This is a genomic window from Bradyrhizobium sp. AZCC 1577, from assembly GCF_036924575.1.
Lineage (GTDB): Bacteria > Pseudomonadota > Alphaproteobacteria > Rhizobiales > Xanthobacteraceae > Bradyrhizobium.
The window spans coordinates 5,802,436-5,823,495 of the sequence record NZ_JAZHRQ010000001.1 but is presented as its reverse complement, the minus strand read 5'-3'; the positions used below and the strand labels follow the sequence as shown (position 1 = coordinate 5,823,495).

The 21,060-nt window shown below is 63.0% G+C and carries 20 protein-coding genes; 10 read left to right on the top strand and 10 right to left on the bottom strand.

Annotation, left to right across the window (positions count from 1 at the left end):
- Positions 1–170 precede the first annotated feature (170 nt).
- The 3 genes from V1278_RS27760 to V1278_RS27750 all read left to right on the top strand — a co-directional run bounded on the left by V1278_RS27760 (position 171) and on the right by V1278_RS27750 (position 4,515).
- The gene (locus V1278_RS27760) at positions 171–2,336 is read left to right on the top strand and encodes an acetate--CoA ligase family protein (protein ID WP_065748333.1); all 2,166 of its coding nucleotides are present in this window, start codon (positions 171–173) and stop codon (positions 2,334–2,336) included.
- Between the two features lie 127 nt (positions 2,337–2,463).
- A complete protein-coding gene (locus tag V1278_RS27755) occupies positions 2,464–3,312 on the top strand; it encodes an IclR family transcriptional regulator (RefSeq protein ID WP_334382894.1) in 849 nt (282 codons plus the stop codon).
- 141 nt (positions 3,313–3,453) lie between these two features.
- On the top strand, positions 3,454–4,515 hold the full coding sequence (locus V1278_RS27750; RefSeq protein WP_334382893.1) for a ketopantoate reductase family protein: 1,062 nt from the start codon (positions 3,454–3,456) through the stop codon (positions 4,513–4,515).
- A gap of 14 nt (positions 4,516–4,529) precedes the next feature.
- Here the strand turns inward: V1278_RS27750 and V1278_RS27745 are convergent, their stop codons facing one another.
- Positions 4,530–5,948: an APC family permease gene (locus tag V1278_RS27745; protein WP_334382892.1), complete on the bottom strand. Its 1,419-nt coding sequence runs from the start codon at positions 5,946–5,948 to the stop codon at positions 4,530–4,532.
- Positions 5,949–6,115: 167 nt separating this feature from the next.
- Between V1278_RS27745 and V1278_RS27740 the strand changes: the two genes are divergently transcribed.
- The 5 genes from V1278_RS27740 to V1278_RS27720 all read left to right on the top strand — a co-directional run bounded on the left by V1278_RS27740 (position 6,116) and on the right by V1278_RS27720 (position 10,593).
- Positions 6,116–6,367 carry a PepSY domain-containing protein gene (locus V1278_RS27740; RefSeq protein WP_334367982.1) on the top strand — a complete coding sequence of 84 codons (252 nt, stop codon included), beginning with the start codon at positions 6,116–6,118 and terminating at the stop codon, positions 6,365–6,367.
- Between the two features lie 191 nt (positions 6,368–6,558).
- Positions 6,559–8,358 carry a glyoxylate carboligase gene (gcl, locus tag V1278_RS27735; protein WP_334382891.1) on the top strand — a complete coding sequence of 600 codons (1,800 nt, stop codon included), beginning with the start codon at positions 6,559–6,561 and terminating at the stop codon, positions 8,356–8,358.
- Positions 8,359–8,373: 15 nt separating this feature from the next.
- Positions 8,374–9,159, top strand: coding sequence for a hydroxypyruvate isomerase (gene hyi / locus V1278_RS27730; protein ID WP_334382890.1), 786 nt, complete (start codon positions 8,374–8,376; stop codon positions 9,157–9,159).
- Between the two features lie 27 nt (positions 9,160–9,186).
- Positions 9,187–10,074, top strand: a complete 888-nt coding sequence (locus tag V1278_RS27725) for a 2-hydroxy-3-oxopropionate reductase (protein WP_334382889.1) — start codon at positions 9,187–9,189, stop codon at positions 10,072–10,074.
- Positions 10,075–10,209: 135 nt separating this feature from the next.
- Positions 10,210–10,593, top strand: a complete 384-nt coding sequence (locus tag V1278_RS27720; RefSeq protein ID WP_334367986.1) for a DUF1236 domain-containing protein — start codon at positions 10,210–10,212, stop codon at positions 10,591–10,593.
- Positions 10,594–10,754: 161 nt separating this feature from the next.
- On the opposite strand, the gene V1278_RS27715 is transcribed toward V1278_RS27720, so the two are convergent.
- The 3 genes from V1278_RS27715 to V1278_RS27705 all read right to left on the bottom strand — a co-directional run bounded on the left by V1278_RS27715 (position 10,755) and on the right by V1278_RS27705 (position 12,355).
- A complete protein-coding gene (locus tag V1278_RS27715; RefSeq protein WP_334382888.1) occupies positions 10,755–11,108 on the bottom strand; it encodes a VanZ family protein in 354 nt (117 codons plus the stop codon).
- A 75-nt stretch (positions 11,109–11,183) separates the two neighbouring features.
- The gene (locus V1278_RS27710; RefSeq protein ID WP_334382887.1) at positions 11,184–11,792 is read right to left on the bottom strand and encodes a thiamine pyrophosphate-dependent enzyme; all 609 of its coding nucleotides are present in this window, start codon (positions 11,790–11,792) and stop codon (positions 11,184–11,186) included.
- A gap of 8 nt (positions 11,793–11,800) precedes the next feature.
- Complete coding sequence (locus V1278_RS27705) at positions 11,801–12,355, bottom strand: decarboxylase (protein WP_334367989.1); 555 nt, start codon at positions 12,353–12,355, stop codon at positions 11,801–11,803.
- A 319-nt stretch (positions 12,356–12,674) separates the two neighbouring features.
- Here V1278_RS27705 and V1278_RS27700 point away from each other — a divergent pair, with 319 nt between their 5' ends.
- Positions 12,675–13,724: a hydroxyacid dehydrogenase gene (locus tag V1278_RS27700; RefSeq protein ID WP_334367990.1), complete on the top strand. Its 1,050-nt coding sequence runs from the start codon at positions 12,675–12,677 to the stop codon at positions 13,722–13,724.
- Between the two features lie 29 nt (positions 13,725–13,753).
- The gene (locus tag V1278_RS27695) at positions 13,754–14,623 is read left to right on the top strand and encodes an alpha/beta fold hydrolase (RefSeq protein ID WP_334382886.1); all 870 of its coding nucleotides are present in this window, start codon (positions 13,754–13,756) and stop codon (positions 14,621–14,623) included.
- Positions 14,624–14,633: 10 nt separating this feature from the next.
- Here V1278_RS27695 and V1278_RS27690 read toward each other — a convergent pair whose 3' ends face one another.
- The 6 genes from V1278_RS27690 to V1278_RS27665 all read right to left on the bottom strand — a co-directional run bounded on the left by V1278_RS27690 (position 14,634) and on the right by V1278_RS27665 (position 21,007).
- Positions 14,634–14,900, bottom strand: coding sequence for a hypothetical protein (locus V1278_RS27690; RefSeq protein WP_334382885.1), 267 nt, complete (start codon positions 14,898–14,900; stop codon positions 14,634–14,636).
- 112 nt (positions 14,901–15,012) lie between these two features.
- Complete coding sequence (locus V1278_RS27685; RefSeq protein WP_334382884.1) at positions 15,013–15,948, bottom strand: 2-hydroxyacid dehydrogenase; 936 nt, start codon at positions 15,946–15,948, stop codon at positions 15,013–15,015.
- Positions 15,949–15,963: 15 nt separating this feature from the next.
- On the bottom strand, positions 15,964–17,571 hold the full coding sequence (locus tag V1278_RS27680) for an ABC transporter ATP-binding protein (protein WP_334382883.1): 1,608 nt from the start codon (positions 17,569–17,571) through the stop codon (positions 15,964–15,966).
- A 2-nt stretch (positions 17,572–17,573) separates the two neighbouring features.
- The gene (locus V1278_RS27675) at positions 17,574–18,413 is read right to left on the bottom strand and encodes an ABC transporter permease (RefSeq protein ID WP_334382882.1); all 840 of its coding nucleotides are present in this window, start codon (positions 18,411–18,413) and stop codon (positions 17,574–17,576) included.
- On the bottom strand, positions 18,410–19,381 hold the full coding sequence (locus V1278_RS27670) for an ABC transporter permease (RefSeq protein WP_028348831.1): 972 nt from the start codon (positions 19,379–19,381) through the stop codon (positions 18,410–18,412). Before V1278_RS27670 ends, V1278_RS27675 begins: the two co-directional genes overlap by 4 nt.
- 72 nt (positions 19,382–19,453) lie before the next feature.
- On the bottom strand, positions 19,454–21,007 hold the full coding sequence (locus tag V1278_RS27665) for an ABC transporter substrate-binding protein (protein ID WP_334382881.1): 1,554 nt from the start codon (positions 21,005–21,007) through the stop codon (positions 19,454–19,456).
- Positions 21,008–21,060 lie beyond the last annotated feature (53 nt).

Here is a 21,060-nt window from a genome sequence, read left to right as displayed (position 1 = left end):
CCTGTTTTGGAGACGTCTTCTTAGCAGAAGAAACACCCGAAGATTTTTGGCATACCAAATACCAGGATGTCAAGATGCCCGTGTTTTCGCTGTTTCTGCGCGATAGTTTGTCTTGACAATCTAATCTCTGGCATACCAAATGCCATAAAACTAGCCCCAGGAGGAAGCCAATGTCAAATTCTGCAGATGCGGCCCGCAAGATCGCCGAGCCCAGCGCCCAAGAGGCTGTCCGCCGGGTGCTCGATACGGTGAAAGCCGAGAAGCGCACGAGCCTTACCGCGCCGGAAGGCAAGGTGGTGTGCGATGCCTATGGCATCCCGGTTCCTAAAGAGGGCGTGGCCAAATCTGCCGCTGATGCATCCAAGATCGCATCCAGCATGGGCTTCCCTGTGGTGATGAAAATCGTCTCGCCGGACATTCTCCACAAGACCGAAGCCGGCGGCGTCATGGTCGGGGTCAAGACCGCGGCCGATGCCGAGAAGGCCTATGACACCATTCTCGCCAATGCGAAGAAGTATAAGGCCGATGCCAAGATCGAGGGCATCCAGGTCCAGCAGATGCTGGCCGGTGGAACCGAGGTCATCGTCGGCTCCATTACCGATGGTTCGTTCGGCAAGCTTGTCGCCTTCGGCCTCGGCGGCGTGCTGGTCGAGGTGCTGAAAGACATCACCTTCCGCCTCGCGCCCGCAACCAAGGACGATGCGCTGTCGATGCTCGACGGCATCCAGGCCCATGACATGCTGAAGGGCGTGCGCGGTGGCGATCCGGTCAGCCGCGATGCGCTGGCTGACGTCATCGTCAAGGTCTCGCAGCTCGTCAGCGATTTCCCCGAAATCGTTGAACTCGATCTCAATCCGGTATTCGCCACCAAGAAGGACGCGATTGCCGCCGACGTGCGCATCGTCGTCGATTTCGACTACAAGCCGCGTCCGGCGCCGCGCCCGACCGAAGAAATCGTCACTGCGATGAACCGCATCATGCAGCCGAAGGGCGTTGCTGTGATCGGCGCCTCCGCCGAGGACGGCAAGATCGGCAACTCCGTGATGAAGAACCTGATCAACGGCGGCTACAAGGGCGAGATCTATCCGATCCACCCGAAGGCGGCCGATATCCTTGGTTACAAGGCCTACAAGAGCGTCAAGGATGTTCCGGGCGTAATTGACACCGCAGTGTTCGCGATCCCCGCAAAATTCGTTGCCGGCGCGCTGGCCGAATGCGGCGAGAAGAAAATTCCAGGTGCCGTGCTGATTCCGTCGGGCTTTGCCGAAGCCGGCGCGCCGGAATTGCAGGCCGAGATCGTCGAGGTCGGCAAGAAGTACAACATCCGCCTGATGGGGCCGAACATCTATGGCTTCTATTATACGCCGGCCAATCTCTGCGCCACGTTCTGCACCGCCTACGACGTCAAGGGTTCGGCAGCGCTGTCGTCGCAGTCCGGCGGCATCGGCATGGCGATCATCGGTTTTTCGCGCTCGGCCAAGATGGGCGTCTCCGCGATCGTCGGTCTCGGTAACAAGTCCGATATCGACGAGGACGATCTGCTCGCCTTCTTCGAGCAGGATCCGAACACCGCGATCATCGCACAGCACTGCGAAGACCTGAAGGACGGCCGCGCCTTTGCGGAGGCTGCCAAGCGCGTCGCCAAGAAGAAGCCGGTGGTGGTGCTGAAGGCGGGCCGCACCTCGGCCGGTGCGAAGGCGGCATCCTCCCATACCGGCGCGCTTGCCGGCAACGACAAGATCTACGAGGACGTGTTCGCGCAGTCGGGCGTGATCCGCGCCCGCAGCTTGCGGCAATTGCTCGAATTCGCGCGCGGCGTGCCGGTGCTGCCGACGCCGAAGGGCGAGAACATTCTGATCATCACCGGTGCGGGCGGCTCGGGCGTGCTGCTGTCGGACTCGGTGGTCGATAACGGCCTGTCGCTGATGACGATGCCGCCGGACCTCGATGCCGCGTTCAGAAAGTTCATCCCGCCGTTCGGCGCGGCCGGAAATCCTGTGGATATCACCGGCGGCGAGCCGCCGATCACCTATGTCAACACGGTGAAGCTCGGCCTGTCGGATGAGCGCATCCACGCACTGATCCTCGGCTACTGGCACACCATCGTGACGCCGCCGATGGTGTTCGCCCGCAACATGGTCGAGGTGAAGAAGGAGATGGAGGCCAAGGGCTTTGTGAAGCCGATCGTCGCCTCGCTCGCCGGCGACGTCGAGGTCGAGGAAGCCGCCGAATACCTCTACCAGAACGGCATCCCCGCCTATGCCTATTCGACCGAACTGCCGGTCGAGGTGTTAGGGGCCAAGTACAAGTGGGCGCGCGGCGCGGGCCTGCTCTGAGCTTATCAACGATAAGTGCCGCTTCGGAAGCTCTCCGAAGCGGCATTTTTGTCCAACGAATAACAACAAGCGGACATTCGCCGTTCGACGCGCTGGCACTCTGACTGATTGATGGATGCAGGTCGCGATGAGAAAAGACGTGGTCCGGCGCAAGGCGATCGAGCCGAAATCCGGTGCAGACCAGGACGAGAACGCCCGCGACGGCGGCGTGCAGTCCGTCGATCGTGCGCTCTCGATCATCGAGACGCTGGCTGAAGACGACGAAGGCTATCGCCTCAGCGATCTCGCCATCCGCACGGGACTTTCGACCTCGACCGTGCATCGCCTGCTCGGGACGCTGGAAAGCCGCCGCTTCGTGCAGTTCGACCGCACCGAATCGAAATGGCATGTCGGTGCGCGCGCCTTCACGGTGGGAGCAACCTTCGCCCGCCGCCGCAACTTCACGGCGCAGGCGGTGCCTTACCTGCGCAAGCTACGCGACCTGACTCGGGAGACGGCGAATCTCGCCGTAGTCGACGACGAATTCATCATCGTGCTGACGCGCATGGAAAGCCGCGAAATCATGCGTTCGCTGACCAAGGTCGGCGGCCGCGTCGCCATGGTCGCCTCCGGCGTCGGCAAGGCGGTGCTGGCGACCTATTCCAACGAGGACGTCAGCGCGATCATCCGTCATCACGGCATGCCGCGGCTGACCGAAAAATCGATCGTGCGCCCGGGCGATCTGTTCAAGGAACTCGAGAAGATCCGCCGCCAAGGTTTTGCGATCGACGACGAGGAAGCCTGCATGGGCCTGCGCTGCATCGCCGCAGTGGTCTACAACGACTGCGCCGAGCCCTTGGCCGCGATTTCCGTCTCGGGCATGACCAGCCGCCTGACGGATGAGCGCCTGCCGATGTTGGGGCAGACGGTGAGGGAGGTGGCGGCGGAGCTGACGGTGGCGCTTGGTGGGGCGATGCCGGAGACGAAGGCCGGCTGAGCCTTGGCTGCGAGTGGCGCAGCCACAAGCAATCCATGATTGCCGCATGGCACGGCGCCGCTTTTGATACAGAGCCGCCACTTGGCCGAAATATCCGATCCGCTAGACTGTCCTCCAACGGAAGCAAGATCAGGGGGAAGCATGGCGCGCAGGATCGCGATCGTCGGAGCGGGGGCCGTCGGCGGGTATGCCGGCGCCCATATGGTGCAGGCGGGCGAGGACGTCACTTTCATCGATCCCTGGCCTGGGCACGTCGAGCACATGCGAAAGCATGGGCTGCGCGTCACCCACGCGATGGATGTCGCGGAATTCTCGGTGCCCGTGCGCGCGCTTCACGTCACGGATGCGCAGCGGCTCGCCAGGGAGAAGCCGGTCGACATCGCCTTCGTCTGCATGAAATCCTACGACACCGCCTGGGCCACTATGTTGATCCAGCAATATCTGGCGCCGGACGGCTATGTCGTGTCGCTGCAGAACTGCATGAACGAGGAGACGATTGCCGGCATCGTCGGCTGGGGCAAGACGCTGGGCTGCATTGCCAGCAGCATCACGGTGAACCTGCCGGAGCCCGGTCACATCCACCGCGGCGCCGGCAAGGGCGGGGCGGCGCACACGGTGTTTCGCGCCGGCGAAGTGCACGGCCGGATCACGCCGCGGGCGGAAGAAGTCTGCCGCCTGGTCGGCTATTCCGACAGCGCCAAGGTGACGGAGAATCTATGGGGTGAGCGCTGGTCGAAACTGGTCGCCAACGTCATGGGCAACGGGCTCTCGGCCTGCACCGGCCTGCCGGGCGCCGAAATCCTGCAAAGCGAGCCGCTCCGTCGGTTCTCCACCCGGCTTGGCAGCGAAGCGATCCGCGTCGGGCAGGCGCATGGCTATCAACTGGAAGAGATATTGCATCTGACGCCCGAGATGATCGCGCGCGCCGGCGAGGGCGACGAGGAAGCCATGCGCGCCTGCGACGAGCAGCGCTTCAAGGACTCAAAGCGCACGTCTTCCCAGCAGCGCCCCTCGATGGGTCAGGACATGCAGAAGGGCCGCCGCACGGAGATCGAGTTCCTCAACGGTTTTGTCGTGCGAGAGGGCGAGAAACTCGGCATCGCCTGCACTGCAAACGCCGCGCTGACGGATATTGTCAAGCGCGTGGAGCACGGCGAACTGAGCCCCGATCCGCGGCACATCACGGAACTGCGGATGAACTGAGCGGCCAGCGTCGTCTAGTTGACGGGCCCGCCGCGACTTAAATGTTCCATATCTGGCTCGACCCTCGTTATCCCGGTCATCCGGTTGAGCATGATCGTGATGAGCCACAGAACGATGCCCACCCCGATCAGGACGCCGGCGACCCGGTACTGAACGGGGTCGCGGCCGGCCCAGGGACTGGCGAGGAAAGCGCAAAACACAGCGCCCAGGCTCGGCAGAATGGTCGGCGTGCGAAAATGCTGATGACTTACAGAATCGCGCCGAAGCACCAGCACCGCAACGTTAACCACCGTGAAAACGCATAACAAAAGCAGCGCGGTGGTGCCTCCGAGTGCCGGCACCTCACCGACGAACGTGATCAGAGCAAACGCCAGCAAGGTCGTGAAGCCGATGGCGACATAAGGCGTCCGCCGCGTCCTGTGTACTCTCCCGAGAGCTGGCGGAAGCACATGCTCGCGGCTCATGCCATACACAAGGCGACTGGCCATGAGCATGTTGATGAGAGCGGTATTGGCCACGGCAAACATGGTGATGAATCCAAAGATCCAGATCGGAAAATTTGGCGCGCCCTGTTGGACGACCTTCAGAAGGGGTGTTTCGCCTTCGCCCAATTGCTCCGGCGCCACCAGGGTGATCGCCGAGACCGAGACAAGGACATAGATGAGACAGGTAATCACGAGGCCTGCAAGCAGCACCTTTGGAAAGTGACGGCTTGGATCCTTGCATTCCTCGGCCATGTTGACCGAGTCCTCGAAGCCCACCATGGCAAAAAAAGCGAGCGTGGTCGCGGCAATCACCGGCCAGAACATGCCGCCGTCAGCGGTCGAACGAAACTGCATGACACGCGAGACATCGCCCTGGCCCAACCCGATCGCCCAAAGGCCGATCACAATGATGATCAGCAGTCCCGTCAGCTCCACGCAGGTGAGAACGACGTTAGCTTTCAGACTTTCGCCAACACCACGGAAATTGATCGCGGCAACGACAGCCATGAAAGCGAGACCGGTAATCGTGATGGCAAGGGTCGATAGGTTGAGGCCCATTGCGTTCGACATGTTCGCGGCGAAAGCCCGGGAAGCGGTCGATGCCGAGGTGATACCCGAGCACATCACCGCAAATGCAACGATGAACGTGACGAAATGGATACCAAAAGCCTTGTGAGTGTAGAGCGCCGCGCCCGCAGCTTTTGGATATTTCGTGACCAGTTCTAGATAGCTGAACGCGGTCACAAGGGCGACCACAAACGCAACCACAAAAGGCAGCCACACGACACCGCCGACTTGCTTCGCCACCTGGCCCGTGAGCGCATAGATTCCGGTGCCGAGAATATCGCCGACGATGAACAGCAAGAGCAGCCAGGGGCCCATCACCCTACGAAGGCTCGGTTCGGCGGCGATCGATTGAGTACCGGCGTTCATGGGGACATCGGTCATCGCACGTCCTTTTTATCGGTGGCGCCAGCGCAGTCTACTGGTAGTTGAAGGCCTTGTGCAATAATTCTGCCTGGGGTTTCGGCAGTGCGAATTGGCTGAAATCCGGAACCATTGCCAGCCGCAGGCATTCAACTGCTGGCTCGAAGCGGATCTCAGGAGGGCTTGATATGCGATTGATCACATCAACTGCGATACTGGTCCTGTCGGCGCTTCCTGCGCTCGCCGATCGCGCGGTCACTGAAGACGAGCGCGCAAAGCTTGTCGCTGCGGTTCAGGTCGAGGGATGTTCAGGCGGCAAGCTCGAGATGGATGAAGACGACCAGCAGTTTGAGGTCGATGACGCCGTCTGCGCGGACGGCAAGAAGTATGACCTCAAGTTCGATATGCAGATGAAGTTGAAGCGGAAGAATCTGGACTGAGTTCGGGCGCAAATCCTCCTCGCAACGGCGTCCTCACAGGCTTTCCACCACGTTCGTGAACCAAGCGCCTGATTTGTCGCGTATTTTCTACTCCCTTCCACTCCGCGGGAAATAAAATCACCCGCGTTGAGATTGCGTCTCACGGCCACGAAGATCGCCGCCAGAGCCAACACTGGTGAGCGAGGCGCGACATGGCGAAGATGCGGGCGATCGATGCGGCTGTGCGGATCCTGGAGAAGGAAGGCGTGACCATCGCCTTCGGTGTTCCCGGTGCGGCGATCAACCCGCTTTACTCCGCGCTGAAGAAGCGCGGCTCGATCGGGCATATCCTGGCGCGCCATGTCGAGGGCGCTTCGCACATGGCCGAGGGCTATACCCGCGCCAAATCAGGCAATATTGGTGTCTGCATCGGTACCTCGGGTCCGGCCGGCACCGACATGATCACCGGGCTTTATTCGGCGATCGCGGATTCGATCCCGATTTTGTGCATCACCGGGCAGGCGCCGCGGGCGCGGCTCTACAAGGAAGACTTTCAGGCGATCGATATCGAAGCAATTGCCAAGCCGGTGACGAAATGGGCGGTGACCGTGCGCGAGCCGGCGCTGGTGCCGCGGGTGTTCAGCCAGGCGTTTCACATCATGCGTTCCGGGCGTCCGGGGCCGGTGCTGATCGACCTGCCGCTCGATGTGCAGCTTGCGGAAATCGAATTCGACGACGAGACCTATGAGCCGTTGCCGGTCTACAAGCCCGCGGCGACCCGCAAGCAGATCGAGAAAGCGCTCGACATGCTCAATGCGGCGGAGCGGCCGCTGATCGTGGCCGGTGGCGGCGTCATCAATGCCGACGCGTCCGAACTGCTGGTGCAGTTCGCCGAGACGGTCAACGTTCCCGTGGTTCCGACCTTGATGGGGTGGGGCGCTATTCCCGACGATCACGTGCTGATGGCAGGCATGGTCGGCTTGCAGACCAGCCACCGCTACGGCAACGCGACCATGCTGCAATCCGACTTCGTGCTCGGCATCGGCAACCGTTGGGCCAACCGGCACACCGGCTCGATCGAGACCTACACCAAGGGCCGCAAATTTGTGCATGTCGATATCGAGCCGACGCAGATCGGACGCGTGTTCAATCCCGATTTCGGCATCGTCTCCGACGCTAAGGCGGCGCTGGAATTGTTCGTCACGGTCGCCAGGGAGTGGCGCAAGGCCGGCAAGCTGAGGGAGCGGCAGGCATGGCCGGCGGCGTGCCAGGACCGCAAGCGCACGATGCTGCGCAAGAGCCATTTCGACGACATCCCGATCAAGCCGCAGCGCGTCTATGAGGAGATGAGCAGGGCGTTCGGACGCGACACCTGCTACGTCAGCGTGATCGGATTGTCGCAGATCGCCGGCGCGCAGTTCCTCGGCGTCTACGGCCCGCGCAACTGGATCAATGCGGGGCAGGCCGGCCCGCTCGGCTGGACATTGCCGGCGGCACTTGGCGTGCGCGCGGCCGATCCGTCGCGCCAGATCGTTGCGCTGTCAGGCGATTACGATTTCCAGTTCCTGATCGAGGAACTCGCGGTCGGAGCGCAGTTCAAGCTGCCCTACATCCACGTCGTCGTGAACAACTCCTATCTCGGACTGATCCGCCAGGCGCAGCGCGGTTTTGACATGGACTACCACGTCCAGCTTTCCTTCGAGAACATCAACGCACCCGAGATCGGGGTCTATGGCGTGGACCATGTCGCGGTCGCGGAGGGGCTCGGCTGCAAGGCGATCCGCGTCACCGATCCGAACCATGCGCAGGCGGCGTTCGCGACCGCGCGCGAATGGATGGCGGAATTCAAGGTGCCTGTCGTGGTCGAATTCATTCTCGAGCGGGTCACCAACATCTCGATGGGCACCGAGATCGACAACATCATTGAGTTCGAGGAGGTGCTCGATCTGCCGCTGGACGACACCCCGGCCAAAGCGAGCGCGCCGCAATCCGGCAAGCTGCTGCCGGCATAAAGGGAGAATCTGATCGTGCCGAAATTTGCCGCCAATCTCACGATGCTGTTCGGCGAGCAGCCGTTCCTCGATCGCTTTGCGGCCGCCAAAGCGGCAGGATTTAACGGCGTCGAATATCTATTCCCGTATGATTTCGACAAGGCCGATCTGCGCGAGCAATTGCACCAGCACGGGCTGACGCAGGTGCTGCACAATCTCCCCGCTGGCAACTGGGCGGCCGGCGAGCGCGGCATCGCCATCCTGCCCGATCGCGTCGACGAATTTCGTGACGGCGTCGGACGCGCCATCGATTACGCCAAGGCGCTCGATTGCCGCCAGCTCAATTGCCTCGTCGGCATCGCGCCTGACGGCGCTGATGCGGTCGATCTCAACGAGACATTGATCGGCAATCTGCGCTTTGCGGCAGACGCGCTCGCCAAGCAGCAGATCAAGCTCCTGATCGAGCCGATCAACACGATCGACATACCCAGCTTTTTCCTGAACAAGACCGCACAGGCGCTTCAGCTCATTGCCGATGTGCGCTCGAGCAATCTGTTCGTGCAGTACGACATCTACCACATGCAGGTGATGGAAGGCGACATCGCGCGAAGTTTGCAAAAGCATCTGCCGTGCATCGCCCATGTGCAGCTCGCCGACAATCCCGGCCGCAATGAACCGGGCACCGGCGAGATCAACTATCCCTTCCTGTTCCGCCATCTCGACGCTATTGGTTATCGCGGCTGGATCGGTTGCGAGTACAAGCCGAGGACGACGACGGTCGAGGGCCTTGGTTGGCACGCGGCGCTGACGGCCGATACCTGAACAAGAAACGAAATAAGGGGAGTTGAAATGATCGATATCGGCTTTATCGGCCTCGGCACCATGGGGCGCCCGATGGCGGGCCATCTGCAGGCCGCCGGCCATCACCTGTTCCTGCACGATGTCGGACCCATCGCACCAGAGCTGGTTGCGGCCGGCGGCGAGGTCTGCAAATCGGGCAAGGAAGTCGCCGAGAAGGCCGACGTCGTCATCATCATGGTGCCTGACACGCCGCATGTGGAGGCAGTCTTGTTCGGGCCCGGCGGCGTCGCCGAGGGCCTCTCCAAGGGGCAGATCGTTGTTGACATGAGTTCGATCTCGCCGCTCGCCACCAAGGAATTTGCCAAGAAGGTGGAGGCGCTCGGCGCCGATTATCTCGACGCACCGGTCTCCGGTGGCGAGGTCGGCGCCAAGGCGGCGAGCCTCACCATCATGGTCGGCGGACCGGAGCGAGCGTTCAACGCGATGAAGCCCGTGTTTGACAAGATGGGCAAGAACGTCACCCTGGTCGGCGCCAATGGCGACGGGCAGACCACCAAGGTCGCCAACCAGATCATCGTGGCGCTGACGATCGAGGCGGTCGGCGAGGCGCTGTTGTTTGCATCGAAGGCCGGCGCGGATCCGGCGCTGGTGCGCAAGGCGCTGATGGGCGGCTTCGCATCGTCGCGCATTCTCGAAGTGCACGGCGAGCGCATGGTGAAGCGCAATTTCGAGCCGGGCTTTCGGATCGAGCTGCACCAGAAGGATCTCAACCTGGCGCTGGAAGGCGCGCGTGCGCTCGGCCTTTCCTTGCCGAGCACGGCGCTGGCCCAGCAATTGTTCAGCTCCTGTACCGCTCAAGGCGGCAAGGCATGGGACCATTCGGGAATGGTGCGCGCGCTCGAAATGATGGCGAGCCACGAAATCACCAAAGCCTGATCGATCTCTGTACTCCTCCCTGTGACTGGAACCGCGCCGAGCTATCGGCGCGGCCCTTCTTGCTGCCGCATTGGAACCGGAACTTTCGTACGCCTCCCGTGGTTGAGACACATCATCAATTTACTGGAGCACGTGATGAATAATCGTTTGGCCGTTTCACTGATTGCTGCTTCGTTGCTGACCTCTGGCGCGGCATTCGCTCAATCGACAACCGCGCAAGGCGCCGCAGATGGCGCCGCCGCGGGCGCTGAAGTCGGTGGCCCGGTCGGCGCGATCGTCGGCGGCACCGTGGGTGCTGCGCTCGGCGCGGCCGTGGAAATTCCGAACGCCGTGATCAATTCGGTCCCGCGAGACCGCTCTGTCGTGGTTCGTGAGCATGTCGTAGTGGGCGAGCCATTGCCGCCGACCGTCCAACTGCGCACGGTGCCGCGATACACCGAATACCGCTATGCGGTGGTCAACGATCGTCGCGTGATCGTGGAGCCGCGCACGCGCAGGGTTGTCAGGATCCTCGACTAGAGCCTTTTCGGTTCTGATTGAATCAGAACCGGGCTCTAGATTTTTGTTTTAACGCGTTTTCTTGACGCGAACCGGTGTCCACTTCGCTGGAAAACGCTCTAACGAACGCAGCTCTTACTGAGCCATCCTCGCGGGCGATCGTCCCGCGAGGGTTTTTCTTGTCACGATGCGCTATGGCGCGATCGCCTGATCTTCCTGTCGAGCACCATAGCAGCCGCAAGCCCGATGGATGCTGCCAGCGCGTCGACCACAAAGTCCTCCATACGGGCATGCCGGCCCGGCGCCCAGAACTGCAGGATTTCGATCAGGCCGGTGTAAGCGATGACGAAGGCCGCCGTGTGCAACCGGTTGCGCGTGTGGGCCAATCCGAAGGCGAGCCCCAGCAGCACAAAGGCAAGCGCATGCTCCCCGTTCTGCCCGAGGTTTGAATGCGGCCGTTGCTCCGCCGGACCGAGCGTCGCGAAGGCGATTGCCGCGGCAAGGCCCCAGGCGAATAGTCGAAGGATGATCGTCATCGGAATGGCATAGCACGATTTCCGTGCCGGCCATCCCATGCACGTGAACTGGCAAGGCCTGTGGTTAATCGCCCCTCAGAGCGGCTCCCGTACGCCCATACCGTGCATGAAGCGCTCCCGGATCTGCACGGGATCCCGGCGGGTGGTGCCGACGCCTGGCTTGTCGTCGATGCGCACGCCGATCAGCGCCGGGCCCGCGGCCGACATGGATCGCTCGATCAGGCGCTCGAAGTCCTCCTCGTCCGCCGCCCAGGCGCTGTTGGCGAGGCCGCTCGCGACCGCGATGGCGACGATGTCGGCCACGGCTGCAGCCGGCGTCGGTTGCGCGCCGGTGATCTGGTAGATGCCGTTGTCCATCACGATCATGGTGAGATTTCTGGGCGCCAATGTCGCGATCGTCGAGAGCGATCCCAGTTGCATCAACAGCGAGCCGTCGCCTTCGAGCGCGAATACGCGGCGTTCCGGTTGCGCGAGCGCGACGCCGAGCGCGATCGGGAAGGCGAGACCCATGCTGCCGAGCATGTAGAAATTCTGCGGCCGGTGGCCGGCGGCCCACAGGTCGAAATTGGTGTTGCCGATGCCGCCGATCACGGCTTCCTCGTTCTTCAACTTCGCAATCAGCCGCGAGGTGAGATCGAAGCGGTTCATGACCTTGGTGTTGCGGGCAGGGGTATCGCTGTTCATGAGATCGCTCACTTGTCGAAGACTTTGCCGCCGGTCAGAAGCGGGGAGAGGATCAACGCCACCGGCGCCTGCGTGCTGATGGCCTGCTTGATCGAGCGGTCGACGATGAATTCCAGTTCGTCCAGTCGGGTAATGGTGTGATGCTCCATCGCGAGCGAGTCCAGCACTGGCCGCATGGTGCGGCACACCAGCGACTGGCCGTAGTTGAATTCGCCGAGCGTGCCGCGTTCGGACACGAACATGATCAGCGGGATCTGATAGGGCACGGCCAGCGACGCCAGCACGTTCGCGAGCGTTGCAAATCCCGAAGTCTGCATCAGCACTGCGCCACGCATGCCGGCCATCCAGGCGCCGGAGACGATGCCGACCGCTTCCTCTTCGCGTGCCGCGGGGAAGGTGGTGAAGAAGGGATCGGCGTGCAGGTTCCTGATCAGCGTCGTGAGGACGCGGTCGGGCACGTAGGGGATTAGGCGGATGTCGTTGCGCTTGAGACTTTGCAGCACGATACCGTGCCAGCTCTTCTCAGAGGTTTCGGGCGAGGTTTTTTCCTCCGCAACCGGCATTTTGGTCTCCTTTGCCCGCGACGTCTTTCGTTCGCGCTCATCCCTGGAGCGGCGAAACTTGACGCCATCGGCGGGATTGTCAACATGTCCCGATCGTATCCGGCTCTGCGCCGCGCGGCGCTACACTCGGCATGCGACGATGTGAGATAAATAGGAAAAGATTTCGGGGAGGGGGCCATGGCTGGATATGTCCGGACTGCTGCAGACGCTGCGGCGCCGGTTGCATCGACGCCGGCCATCCTTCCGCCGAAACCTGTTTCCTGATCGGCTCCCGCCAAACCAGCTTACGCCCCGCCCGAACCGAAAGTTGCCAAGGAAAATGACCGTCAACAACAAGCGCGTGTTCTATGTCAAATACCTCGCCCACGAGATCTACGTCGATATCATGAAAGCGCGTGCTGACGTGCGGCTCGACCGGCTGGAGAATGACAGCCCGGATACGATCGCAGCGCCGATCTTGTCGGCGGCGCATGCCTATCAGGTCGGCGCGGCGCGCGACGAGATCGCCAGGCATTTCCATGTCGATCAGGATCTGTTGCGGCGGGCGCCGAACCTCCTGATCGTCTCCTCGAACGGCGCGGGCTTCGATCCCGTCGACGTCGACGCCTGCACGGCGGCCGGCGTGCTCGTCGTCAACCAGTCCGGCGGCAACGCGAATTCGGTCGCCGAACATGCGCTGGGGATGATGCTGACGCTGTCCAAGCGCATCCTCGAATCCGACCGCGCGCTGCGCCGCCAGGCCAACGTCAACCGCAACGCGCTGATTGGCAACGAGGTGCAAGGCAAGACGGTCGGCATCGTCGGGATCGGCAATGTCGGCCGCCGTATCGCCGAGCTCTGCAACGGCCTGCTGCATATGAAGGTGATTGCTTACGATCCCTATCTGACCGCGGAAGAAATCGCCGCCCGCGGCGGCGAAAAGGTCGAGCTTCACGATCTGATGCGCCGTTCGGATTTCGTGTCGATCTCCTGCCCCCTGACCAAGGAGAATCGCCGCATGATCGGCGCCCGCGAGTTCGCGCTGATGCAACCGCACGCCTTCTTCATCACCACGGCGCGCGGCTTCATTCACGATGAGGAGGCGCTATACGAGGCGTTGCGCGACAAACGCATTGCGGGAGCCGGCCTCGATGTATGGGACAAGGAGCCGCCGCCGCCGGAGCACCCGCTGCTGCAGTTCGACAATGTGCTGGCGAGCCCGCACACGGCCGGAGTGACCAAGGAAGCGCGCATCAATATGGGCCGGATCGCCGCCGAACAGATTCTCGATGCGCTCGACGGCAGGCGGCCGCCGCGCATCGTCAATCCCGAGGTGTGGCCCGACTACGCCAAGCGCTTCGAACGGACGTTCGGGTTCGCGCCGAAATAGGCCATCACCTTCGCGAGGGAAGATCCACGATGGCCGAGCCGGCAGATCGCTTTTACGAGTCGCAGGGGCTGCGGTTGCATTATGTCGACTGGGGCAACGAAGCCGCGCCGCCTTTGATCCTGATTCACGGCGGGCTCGATCATTGCCGCAACTGGGATGCGATAGCGCGGGACCTGCAGCCGCATTTCCATATCATGGCGCCGGACCTGCGCGGGCACGGCGATTCCGAATGGGCGAAGGGAAGCAGCTACAGCCTGACTGACAACGTCTATGACATGACCCGGCTGATGCGCTTTGCAGGGCTGCAGGACGCGGCGTTTGTCGGCCACTCGATGGGCGGCATGGTCGCATCGGCCTATGCCGGTACCTACCCAGAGAGGGTCTCGCGGCTGGTGGTGCTGGACGGTGCTTTCCTGTCGGGCTCGCAGGCTGCGCCGATCCACGAGCAGATGTCGCGATGGATCGACCAGCTCGACCGTATCGCGGAGTATCAACCGAGCGCGTTCCGGACGGTCGAGGAGGCGGCGCAGCGGTTGTCCGCGCGCAACAAGCGGCTGACGCCGACACTGGCGCTGCATCTTGCCCGCCACGGTGTTCGCCAGGGCTCCGACGGCCTCTATCGCTGGAAGTTCGATCATTATCAGCGGGCGAGGGCACCATACCGGCTTTCGCCGGACAACTATGCCGCCCTGTGGTCGCGCATCACCTGTCCGACCCTGTTGATGTGGGGCGATGAAAGTTTTCTCCCCGATCCCGCCGGCCTGCTCGCGTATTTCAATAGCGCCGAACTGCAGAAGATCGCGGGCGCTGGGCACTGGCTTCATCATGATCGGCTCGATGTGGTTCTGGCGTCGCTGCGACGGTTTCTTGATGCGCCGCAGCCGGCTCAAGCACGGTGAGATAGCGGAATCACCGGGCTCTGAGGTCAGAATCCGCGGAGAAAATTTCATCCGCCGGCGGGTCGATCGCGGCAATGATTCCACTGCCGGGCGGCCTCTCGACGAAGCGGGCGTTGCTATTTTCCCCGACATCTCGACTAGTTCGCGGCTTGAGACCATTTTCCCCGTGCGCCTTGCCCCCGGCGCACATGGAAGATGAAGAGATGCGACAGGTTCGTTCATTGCTGAGCAGCGCCTCCTCCCGGATCGGGCGCCGGCTTTCCCAGATCGTGGCCATTGCCGCCGCCAGCCTGCCGTCCGCCGGCGCGTGAGGCGCGGGCGTCCTTCACTGCTCCGAAATCACGTCTAACGCTGTCAGCGCCTGATCGAGGCGCTGGACGAGCAGGTCCTCAATAGCCCCGTTCACGGTCGATCGAGTGCGGCGGCCGGCGGCCGGCCCGTATCGCTTCCGCCGTCGCGCGAAACGTTGCGCCGATCGCTTCCACGCTCACCTCGCAGGCATCGTGTGGCGTGACGACGATGCGAGGATGCCGCCAGAACGGATGCCGCGGCGCCAGTGGCTCGGTTGCGAAGACGTCGAGCGCAGCGCCGGCCAATTGCCCTTCCTCCAGCGCGGCAAGCAGATCGGCCTCGACCAGATGTTCGCCGCGGCCGACCTGGATCAGGTAGCCGCCGCGATACATTCGGGCGAATGTCGTGCGGTTGAGAATGCCTTTTGTCTCCGGCGTCAGTGGCAGCAGGTTCACGAGGACCTCGGTCTGGCCGAGCATGGCTTCGAGGCCCGCGGCGCCGTCGAAGCCGCGGATGCCCTGCGGCGTCGGCTTCGCGGTCCGGCTCCACGCCATGACAGGGAAGCCAAGCAAGGCAAGATCGGCAGCGACACGGCGGCCGATTTCGCCAAAGCCCAAAATGCCGACCGGCACGTCCTGCGCCCGGCGCTGGCCGAGGCGCTGCCAGCATTCCTCGCGCTGCTGCGCCTGATAGGTCGCAAAGCGCCGCTGATGGCCGATCACGTGCCAGGCAACGAAGCCCGACATCATCTGCGCCTGCGCCGGATCGACGACACGGATAACGTCGACATCGGGGCGAAGGCTGGGACACGCCAAAATGTTGTCGACGCCGGCGCCGATCGAGCAGACGGCCTGCAGATTGGGATAGCGTTCGAATGCGTCATCCGGAGGATGCCAGGCCACCGCCAGCCGGATGTCAGTTGCCGGTCCCTCGTGCGGATGGCTGATGATTTCGATACGGTCGGCGGCGCGCATGAATTGCGGGCCGAGATAGCCGCGAAGATCGAGGCTCTTGCTAACCAGGACGCAGCGCATCGTTCGTGGCCCCGTTCATGCCGCCTTGGACGATGACGTCTGGCCAGGCACCGCCGAGAGCAGTTCGCGCGTGTAGGTGTGCTCGGGGGCCGCGAACAGCAGCGACGCGGATTTGAGTTCGACGATCGCGCCATGCTGCATTACGGCGATGCGGTCACAAATCTGCGCGGCCACGCGCAAATCGTGGGTGATGAACAGCATCGACAGACCGAGCCGGGCCTTCAAATCCTCCAGCAGGTCCAGCACCTGGGCCTGCACCGATACGTCGAGCGCGGAGACCGCTTCGTCGGCGACAAGGATTTCCGGGTCGAGCGCCAGCGCTCGCGCGATTCCAATGCGCTGGCGTTGCCCGCCGGAGAACTCATGCGGAAATCGTTCCATCGCGCCGGCGTTGAGGCCGACGAGGCCAAGCAGTTCACCGGCACGTTTTCGCGCGGCCGCCGGATCGACGCCATGCGCAATCGGCCCATCCGTGATGATGTTGCCGACTTTCCGGCGCGGATTGAGCGAGGCGAACGGATCCTGAAATACCATCTGGATGCGGCGGCGCTGCTCGCGCAGCGCCTTGCCGCGGATGCGGGTGAGATCGACATCGCCGATGCGGACGGTGCCGGCGTCGGGCTCGATCAGGCGCATCACGAGCCGCGCGACGGACGATTTTCCCGAACCGGATTCGCCGACCAGCCCAAGCGTCTCGCCGCGAAAAATGTCGAAGCTGACGTCCTTGGCCGCTTGTACGCGGCGCGCGCTGCGGAACCAGCCGCCGCCGCTGACGTAAGTCTTGCCGAGCCCGATCACTTCCACCGCCTTATTGCGATCGGGCAGGGGCGTCCGCTGCGGCGGCTGCAGGGTTGGAACGGCGGCGAGCAATGCGCGGGTATAGGGATGTTGCGCGCGGAGCAGCACGTCGTCGGCAGTGCCCTGTTCGACGACCTTGCCGTGCTGAAGCACGACCACGCGATCGGCAATCTCGGCGACGACGCCAAAATCATGGGTGATGAACATGACGGCCATGTTGCGGCGGCGCTGCAGGTCGCGGATCAGCTTGAGGATCTGCGCCTGCGTCGTGACGTCGAGCGCCGTCGTCGGTTCGTCGGCCACCAGCACGGCCGGCTCTAGTGCCAATGCCATGGCAATCATGGCCCGCTGGCGCTGGCCGCCGGACAGTTGATGGGGATAGGCGCGCACCGCGCGCTCCGGATCGGGCAGGCCGACTTCGCGGATCAGGGCGAGGGCTTTCTGCTGCCGCTCCTTCGGCGTCAGTAGGCCATGCGCCTCGAACATCTCGGCGATCTGCTCGCCGATGCGCATCAATGGATTGAGCGCCGTCATCGGCTCCTGGAACACCATCGCGATGCCGCGGCCGCGGAACGCCAGCCATTCCGCCGGGCTGAGCGACAAGAGGTTCCTTCCCTCGAACAGAATCTCTCCGGATTCTGCCGTCAACGTATCCGGCAGCAGCCCCATCAGCGCGTGGGCGCACATCGATTTGCCGGAGCCGGATTCACCGACCACGCAGAGGATTTTTCCGGCGGTGAGATCGAACGAAACGTCGTCCACGGCGTGGGCACGGTCACCGCCCGGCGGCAGCGCCAGCTTCAAGTTCTTGACGACGAGGGTCATGCTCAGCGTCCTCCCTTGGCGAGGCGAGGGTTGAGCGCGTCGTTGAGGCCTTCGCCGATCAGGTTCAGCGCCAGCACCGAAACCAGAATGGCGATGCCGGGGAATACCGTGATCCACCAGGCCTGACGGATCACGGTGCGGCCGGCGCCGACCATGTAGCCCCACGACATCAGGTTGGGGTCGCCGAGACCGAGAAAGGAGAGCGAGGACTCGAGCAGGATCGCGGTCGCGACCATCAGCGAAGCCAGCACGATGACGGGCGACAGCGCGTTGGGCAGGATCTCGCGCCAGATGATCCACCAGTTGGTCTGGCCGGTCACGACCGCCGCCTGGACGTATTCGCGCGTGCGCAACGACAGCACCTCGCCGCGCACCAGCCGTGCCACCGGCGGCCAGCTCACGATGGCAATGGCGGCCACGATCGAGACGATGGACGGTTGCATGATCGCGACGAGGACGATCGCCAGCGCAAAGCTCGGAACGGTCTGGAAGAACTCGGTGAACCGCATCAGGGCATCGTCGATCTTGCCGCCGAAATATCCGGCTACTGCGCCGAGCGGAATGCCGACCGCGAGCGAGGCCAGCGTCGAGATCAGGCCGACCAGCAGCGAGACGCGCGCGCCATAGATGATGCCGGCCATCACGTCGCGGCCGAGCGCATCGGTGCCGAGCGGAAAGCCGGCCAGCGTGAACGGCGGCAGGAACGGCCGTTGCACCATGCGCCACGGCGAGGTCGGAAACAGCAGGGGACCAAACAGCGCTACGGCGACGGCGACGATGAGGATCGTGATGCCGATCATGCCGCCGGGATTGCGCAACAGCATTCGCGAAACCTGTTTCATGCGGCGAACTCGATGCGGGGATCGACGGAGCGATAGACGAGGTCCGTGATCAGGTTGAAGGCCAGCACCATGGCCGAGCAGACGACGAAAACGCCGAGCAACAGATTGTAGTCGCGCTGCAGCAGCGCCTCATACATCAGGCGGCCGATGCCGGGCCAGGCGAACACGGTTTCAGTCAGCACGGCGCCGCCGACCAGAGTGCCGGCCTGCAGGCCGGCCAGGGTGACGACCGGCAACAGCGCGTTGCGCAGCACGTGACGGCGCTGGATCACGGCATCCGACAGTCCCTTGGCGCGCGCGGTCTTGACGAAGTCGAGCCGGCTAACCTCCAGCATCGAGGCGCGCGTCATGCGGGCGTAGGTCGCCATGAAGAACAGCCCGATCGTCGTCGCCGGCAGGATCAGATGGGCGGCGACGTCGAGGACATGCGCAAGGCCGGTGTAGCCTGCGCCGACCGTCTCATAACCAAAACTCGGCAGCCAATCCATCGTGACCGAAAACAACAGAATCGCCATCAACGCGACCCAGAACAGCGGCGTGGCGTAGAAGATCAGCGCCGCGATCGTAATCGCGGTGTCGGCCCAGGTGCCGGCAAAGCGCGCCGCCAATGCGCCGAACAGGATGCCGAACGCGAGCGAGATCGCGAACGCGGTGCCCGTCAGCAACAGCGTCGCCGGCAGGCGATCGAGGATCAGCTTCGAGACCGGCATCTGCTGGCGGAACGAAAATCCGAGATCGAGGCTGACGATGCCCTTGACATAGAGAAACAGTTGCACCGGTAGCGGCTGATCGAGGCCGAACTTCTCGCGGAGCTGGGCGATAAAGAGCTGGTCGCCCGCGCCGGCTTCGCCCGCCATCACCACCGCCGGATCGCCCGGCGCCATCCGGATCAGGAAGAAGTTCATGACGACAAGCGCGAGAAGAACGACGATAGCTTTCGCGATCCGCTGGGCGATGAAGGAGATCATGGGCTGTCGCTGGCGTTGGAGACGCGGTGTTCGGGCGTCAGGATTGAACCCTGACACCCGATGAGGCGGCGATTACTTCTCGATCCAGGCGTCGCGGAAACCGTCGTTGACGCCGATGCCGGTCGTGATCAGGTTCTTGACGCTGCAGCGGGTGATGGTCGGGAATTGCAGTTCGAGCATCCATGCCACCGGCACGTCCTCGACGAGGATCTTCTGCGCCTTGGCGTAAATCTCCTCGCGCGCCGCGTCGGGGAAGGCGACCGCGCCGTCGGCGAACAGCTTGTCGATCTCGGGGTTCGAATAGCCTTCGACATTGTTGAACGGCGACCCCTTGGCGATCTGGCTCGAGACATAGTTGCGGCCAACGCCGAGCGCGGGATCGCCGTACTGGTAGAGATAAGTGAACGCGATATCGTAGTCCCACTCGGAGACTTTCTGGTTCCAGCCGGGGACGTCGGTCGCGATCATCTCGACGTTGATCCCGACGTCCTGCAGGTTCTGGCGGACCATCTCGGCCCAGCGCTGCCACGTCTCGCCATAGGGCAGGGGCAGCATGCGAACCTTCTCACCCTTATAGCCGGCTTCCTTGAGCAGGGCCTTCGCCTTGGCCGGATCGTGGTCGTATTTCGGCACCGCGTTGGTGTAGTACTTGATCGCCGAGCCCGACGGACCGGTCGCGATCTTGCCGAGGCCGTTCCAGACCACGTCCTTGGCCATGTTGCGATCGATCGCAAACATCAGCGCCTGGCGGAATTTCTTGTTCGCGGTGGGGCCGGAGCGGTTGTTGAGCCAGAGCCAGGAATGCGGGCTGAAAAATTCCCAGCCCGCGCCGGTGACGCAGGTGTTCTTCAACTTGCTCAAGCGCGGCACGTCGAAATTCTCCACCGAGCCGCCCGGCAGCACGTCGACCTTGCCGGTCTCGTAAGCGACCGAACGTGCGGCGGCGTCCGGAATCACGTGCCAGTAGATCTCGTCGATGTTGGGCTTGCCCTTGACGTGGTAGCTCGGATTCTTGACGAGGCGGATGAACGAGCCCTTCTGCCATTCCCTAAACATGAAGGGGCCGGTGCCGACAGGCGTGTTGTTGGCTGGGTTGGTCTTGAAATCGGTGCCTTCATAGAGGTGCTTCGGGATCATCGGCAGCGAGCCGACTTCGAAGATGCCGATGAACGGGCCGAACGGCTGCTTCAGGGTGAAGACGACGGTGGATTCGTCCGGCGCTTCCACTTTTTCGAGTTGCGCAAGATTGCCGCGTGCGCGCGCGTGCGTCTGCTTCAGGAACTCGATCGAGAACAGCACGTCGGCCGAGGTGAACGGCTTGCCGTCATGCCAGGTCACGCCCTTCACGAGCTTGAACGTGTAGACCTTGCCGTCCTCGCTGACCGACCAGCTTTCGGCGAGGCCGGGCAGGGGATCGAGCTTGGGGCTGTAGCGGAGCAGGCCTTCGTAGACATTGCCGGCCACCATCTGCGTCGGGCCGTTCTGCACCAGACCCATCATCAGGCTTGGCGGCTCAGGCTGGATCACGGCGTTGATCACGCCGCCTGCTTTCGGCCCCTGGGCCGCCGCCGCGGTGCTCAGCATGCACATCGCAGCAAAGCTCACCAAAATCTTACGCTTGGACATCGCAAACCTCGTTTCAAGAAAGGGTTTTTGGCGCTCTCACTTCGGCGAGGGCG

Bases quoted from the DNA above. Each gene is read 5' to 3' on its own strand.
- V1278_RS27740 (WP_334367982.1), top strand. From the start codon at position 6,116: ATGCGATTGATCACATCAACTGCGATACTGGTCCTGTCGGCGCTTCCT.
- V1278_RS27685 (WP_334382884.1), bottom strand. From the start codon at position 15,948: ATGCGCTGCGTCCTGGTTAGCAAGAGCCTCGATCTTCGCGGCTATCTC.
- V1278_RS27700 (WP_334367990.1), top strand. From the start codon at position 12,675: ATGACCGTCAACAACAAGCGCGTGTTCTATGTCAAATACCTCGCCCAC.
- gcl (WP_334382891.1), top strand. From the start codon at position 6,559: ATGGCGAAGATGCGGGCGATCGATGCGGCTGTGCGGATCCTGGAGAAG.
- V1278_RS27705 (WP_334367989.1), bottom strand. From the start codon at position 12,355: ATGCCGGTTGCGGAGGAAAAAACCTCGCCCGAAACCTCTGAGAAGAGC.
- V1278_RS27725 (WP_334382889.1), top strand. From the start codon at position 9,187: ATGATCGATATCGGCTTTATCGGCCTCGGCACCATGGGGCGCCCGATG.
- V1278_RS27710 (WP_334382887.1), bottom strand. From the start codon at position 11,792: ATGAACAGCGATACCCCTGCCCGCAACACCAAGGTCATGAACCGCTTC.
- V1278_RS27720 (WP_334367986.1), top strand. From the start codon at position 10,210: ATGAATAATCGTTTGGCCGTTTCACTGATTGCTGCTTCGTTGCTGACC.
- V1278_RS27690 (WP_334382885.1), bottom strand. From the start codon at position 14,900: ATGGCCACGATCTGGGAAAGCCGGCGCCCGATCCGGGAGGAGGCGCTG.
- V1278_RS27760 (WP_065748333.1), top strand. From the start codon at position 171: ATGTCAAATTCTGCAGATGCGGCCCGCAAGATCGCCGAGCCCAGCGCC.
- V1278_RS27715 (WP_334382888.1), bottom strand. From the start codon at position 11,108: ATGACGATCATCCTTCGACTATTCGCCTGGGGCCTTGCCGCGGCAATC.
- V1278_RS27675 (WP_334382882.1), bottom strand. From the start codon at position 18,413: ATGAAACAGGTTTCGCGAATGCTGTTGCGCAATCCCGGCGGCATGATC.
- V1278_RS27755 (WP_334382894.1), top strand. From the start codon at position 2,464: ATGAGAAAAGACGTGGTCCGGCGCAAGGCGATCGAGCCGAAATCCGGT.
- V1278_RS27750 (WP_334382893.1), top strand. From the start codon at position 3,454: ATGGCGCGCAGGATCGCGATCGTCGGAGCGGGGGCCGTCGGCGGGTAT.
- V1278_RS27680 (WP_334382883.1), bottom strand. From the start codon at position 17,571: ATGACCCTCGTCGTCAAGAACTTGAAGCTGGCGCTGCCGCCGGGCGGT.
- V1278_RS27695 (WP_334382886.1), top strand. From the start codon at position 13,754: ATGGCCGAGCCGGCAGATCGCTTTTACGAGTCGCAGGGGCTGCGGTTG.
- V1278_RS27665 (WP_334382881.1), bottom strand. From the start codon at position 21,007: ATGTCCAAGCGTAAGATTTTGGTGAGCTTTGCTGCGATGTGCATGCTG.
- V1278_RS27745 (WP_334382892.1), bottom strand. From the start codon at position 5,948: ATGACCGATGTCCCCATGAACGCCGGTACTCAATCGATCGCCGCCGAA.
- V1278_RS27670 (WP_028348831.1), bottom strand. From the start codon at position 19,381: ATGATCTCCTTCATCGCCCAGCGGATCGCGAAAGCTATCGTCGTTCTT.